The 3,421-nt window shown below is 50.6% G+C and carries 3 protein-coding genes and 1 rRNA gene; all 4 read right to left on the bottom strand.

Going from position 1 to position 3,421, the window contains the following annotated elements:
• Positions 1-239, bottom strand: a 16S ribosomal RNA gene (locus CCE92_RS09650); the annotation flags it as partial.
• A gap of 348 nt (positions 240-587) precedes the next feature.
• Positions 588-1,277: a KinB-signaling pathway activation protein gene (locus tag CCE92_RS09655; protein WP_088007323.1), complete on the bottom strand. Its 690-nt coding sequence runs from the start codon at positions 1,275-1,277 to the stop codon at positions 588-590.
• A 152-nt stretch (positions 1,278-1,429) separates the two neighbouring features.
• Positions 1,430-2,488, bottom strand: coding sequence for an iron-sulfur carrier protein/transcriptional regulator SalA (gene salA, locus CCE92_RS09660; protein ID WP_088007324.1), 1,059 nt, complete (start codon positions 2,486-2,488; stop codon positions 1,430-1,432).
• Between the two features lie 119 nt (positions 2,489-2,607).
• Positions 2,608-3,270, bottom strand: a complete 663-nt coding sequence (locus CCE92_RS09665; protein ID WP_241535961.1) for a GNAT family N-acetyltransferase — start codon at positions 3,268-3,270, stop codon at positions 2,608-2,610.
• Positions 3,271-3,421 lie beyond the last annotated feature (151 nt).

The following is a 3,421-nucleotide window of genomic DNA, read 5'->3' on the forward strand; positions in this document are numbered from 1 at the left end:
ATCCTGCAGCGGCAGCCCGAAGACCGCCTTTCCGCAGAACCCCATGCGGGGTTCTGAGCTATCCGGTATTAGCGCCGGTTTCCCGGAGTTATCCCGATCTGCAGGGCAGGTTGCCCACGTGTTACTCACCCGTCCGCCGCTGAAGTTCCGGAAGCAAGCTTCCGGAACCTCCGCTCGACTTGCATGTATTAGGCACGCCGCCAGCGTTCGTCCTGAGCCAGGATCAAACTCTCCGATAAGAGAGCAAGAGTGACTCTTGCTGGCGCGGCGCGCTCCACGGGGGTGGAGCGCCGCCGCTTCCCGGTCACCCAAAGGGGCCGGGGCCGTTCATTGTATTTCTCAGCGTTTTGCTGTTCAGTTTTCAAGGTTCACTGCTTGAAGCTGCCTCGTAAGGCGACTTCCCTATCATAGCACCGCTCAAATAGTGAGTCAATAACTTTTTTCGTTATTGCTTTTGTTTTTCCTGTTCATTTGAACGACCTTAACTATAGTAATATATCCGCTCTACACTGTCAACCGGAAACCAAAAAATCAGTTGGACCAAAAAGAAAAAGCCGCGACGTCAGTCCGGCTTTTAAACCCATTGCCTATGCTTTCTTTTTGTTCGCAGCCCCGATCCCTGCTCTCCTTGCCGCTTTTCTTTCCTCAAGCCGCACCCGGTCTGTATCAGATTTCGCATTGTACTTCGGCAGCACCAGCAATTGATAGGCATTGACAGCCAGCAGCGGGAACAGCAGCAGCGCCACCCAGCTGTCGATATTTTCCGCCCGGACCATAAGCGCCGGAAGCCACTCGAGTGTCGTTACGACAATCATAAAAAACAAGGAAGAAATGAAAGCACTCTGCTTTGTCCATTTCGCTTTAAGGAAAGCGACAGCAGAGGCGACAGCTAAAAGAACCGCCAACAGCCCCCAATAGAGCATCTGCTCTCCGGCCGTTTCAGCACTCGTCGCAAATCTGAAGAATGCCAAATCGAAAATGACGACTGCAATGATCAGAATCTGCACCCAGTTCCAAAGCCGAAGCGACCGAAAGATCCCGACTCCAAACTGATGAACAGTCAAGTAAGCGAAAAATCCCATTTGGCTGACCACACTCATTGTGAATCCGACAATGATCATCCAAATGAAAGCTGCAATGAATTCTCCCCACTCCCCTCGTTCTGCAAAAGGAGCGAATGCATCATTCCAACGGATGAAGAGACCAAAAACCCCGGTAACGACTCCGCCGATCAGCAGCGCATTTATAAAAAACTTTAACCAGTTCCGTATTGTCACGATTATGCCTCCGTTTGTTGTTCCTTCTTTCCATTTTAGCAAGGCGGTTTGCAAAAAACCACGGAGAGCGCGTGCTTTCTGTGAACAATCCTTGAAGATCAAAATAAAAAAGTGCCCGTCAGCCCTTGTTGTCCGCTGACGGGTACTCTTACTCATTGATCGGCTTTTTCAACAATCTGCCGGGCTATCTCCTCGTAAATCTTGCCGGTCGGATGATCAGCCGCATAGACGGAAGGAGCGAAATCCGTTTCATCCCAATCCGGCTGACCGAGCGGTACTTGGCCGAGCAAAGGAGACCGGAGTTCTTCCGACAGCTTTGGACCGCCGCCCTGACCGAAAACAAACTCTTTCTTTCCGCTTTCTTTGCTTTCGAACCACGCCATATTTTCAATGATTCCGAGAACTTCATGGTCTGTCTGCAGCGCCATCGCTCCTGCCCGCGCAGCAACAAATGCGGCAGTAGGGTGCGGAGTGGTTACGATAAGTTCTTTCGAAGAAGGCAGCATCTGATGAATATCAAGTGCCACATCCCCCGTGCCTGGCGGCAAGTCAAGAAGCAAATAATCCAATTCTCCCCATTCCACGTCCTTAAAGAATTGATCAAGAACTTTGCCAAGCATTGGTCCGCGCCAAACGACCGGGGTATTTTCTTCCACGAAAAAGCCCATGGAAATCACTTTTACTCCGAACCGTTCAACCGGTATGATCGTATTCCCCCGCACAATAGGTGATTTCTCGATACCCATCATGTCAGGTACACTGAATCCGTAAATATCGGCATCGATCAATCCGACTTTCTTTCCAAGCCGCGCCAGTGCCACCGCCAAGTTCACCGCGACCGTGGATTTCCCGACACCACCTTTTCCGCTGGCTATCGAGATGAACTGGACTTTATTCAGCGGGGACAGTAAATCCTGCGCTTCTGATCCCGTTGCAGTCCCCCGGAATTCCGCCAACTTCTCTTGGGGAAGTTCTTCAAAACGGATGCCGACCGATTCCGCACCCGCTCCTTTCAATGTATCTACAACAGCCATCTGCAGCTGCATTTGTTCAGGTGTATTGGTCTTAGCGATCGCCAGTTTGACGCTGACATGCTTTTTTTCTTCTTTGATTCGAATGGACACAATACCATCCGTTTCCCCGAAAGATCTTTTCAGGAAAGGATCTTGCAGGCCGGAAAGCAGTTCCCGTACTTGCTGTTCAGTCAACATCTCACGCACTCCTTCTCTGTTTTTCCCTATACAAGTATAGCATACGGCTTTTTCTTTGACAGGATTGTGATTTCTGTCACTCTCCGGCGTTTCTCCGCTCCCTTTAAAAGATCAGCTGCTCACCGGAATGGATTTTTCCACTCCATCAGCACTCCGTAGTTCAGTGACTCTTCGTCATCCAAGTAGTTTGGGACAATATGAATCGGTTTTCGGCCGCAGCTTAAGAGAAAGGAGATGACTGGATCCCGGAGTTCGCCTGCCGTCACGCGCTTTATGTAAGATTCGGGTGTCATTTCATCCGCGACTTGCTGATAACCCGGCATCCGTCCGCCTCCGAGAAGCCGTTCCAGCTTCAGCTCAATGACGGTCTGATACATCGCCTGCATCAGCAGTTTTCCGAGCCCGAGCTTTCGGAACTGCGGTGAAACGCTGATATCGACTATGTAGAGAGTCTCTCCATCAGGATTGTGGGTTCGGATGTATCCATCGTCAGTCACATCCTCCCATCGGTGTTCAGGGAATGCCGGGTCGAATGTTGTCCGGAGACCTGTAATCGAACCTGCCAGCTTTCCGTCCACAGATGCACAAATTGCGCCTTCCGGAAACAGCGTGATGTGGTTCCGTAACTGCGCTTCATTCCACAGCAGTTCCTGTGGGAACGGAGGCGGGAAGCACTCGCGCTGAATTCGGATCATTCCTTCAAAATCCGCTTCTGTGTAATTGCGGAGCACGACCGGAAGCGTCTTTTCGCCATCATACACATATTGTTCATTCCAATACACCAAAAACACCTCCAAAAAAATTCCTGCTACCGTTATCTTGTCAGACTGCACCGCCGATTTCAACGGCGGAAGCATGCCCTCCGACAAAGTCTGGAAAAAACGATGATCTCTCATTCCGATCTTCTCCAAGTCCTCCGTGACATGTACTATT

It is taken from the genome of Indiicoccus explosivorum (genome assembly GCF_002167005.1).
Taxonomy (GTDB): Bacteria; Bacillota; Bacilli; order Bacillales_A; family Planococcaceae; genus Indiicoccus; species Indiicoccus explosivorum.

Excerpts from the sequence above, each read along its gene's own strand:
- salA (WP_088007324.1), bottom strand. The coding sequence starts at position 2,488 with ATGTTGACTGAACAGCAAGTACGGGAACTGCTTTCCGGCCTGCAAGAT.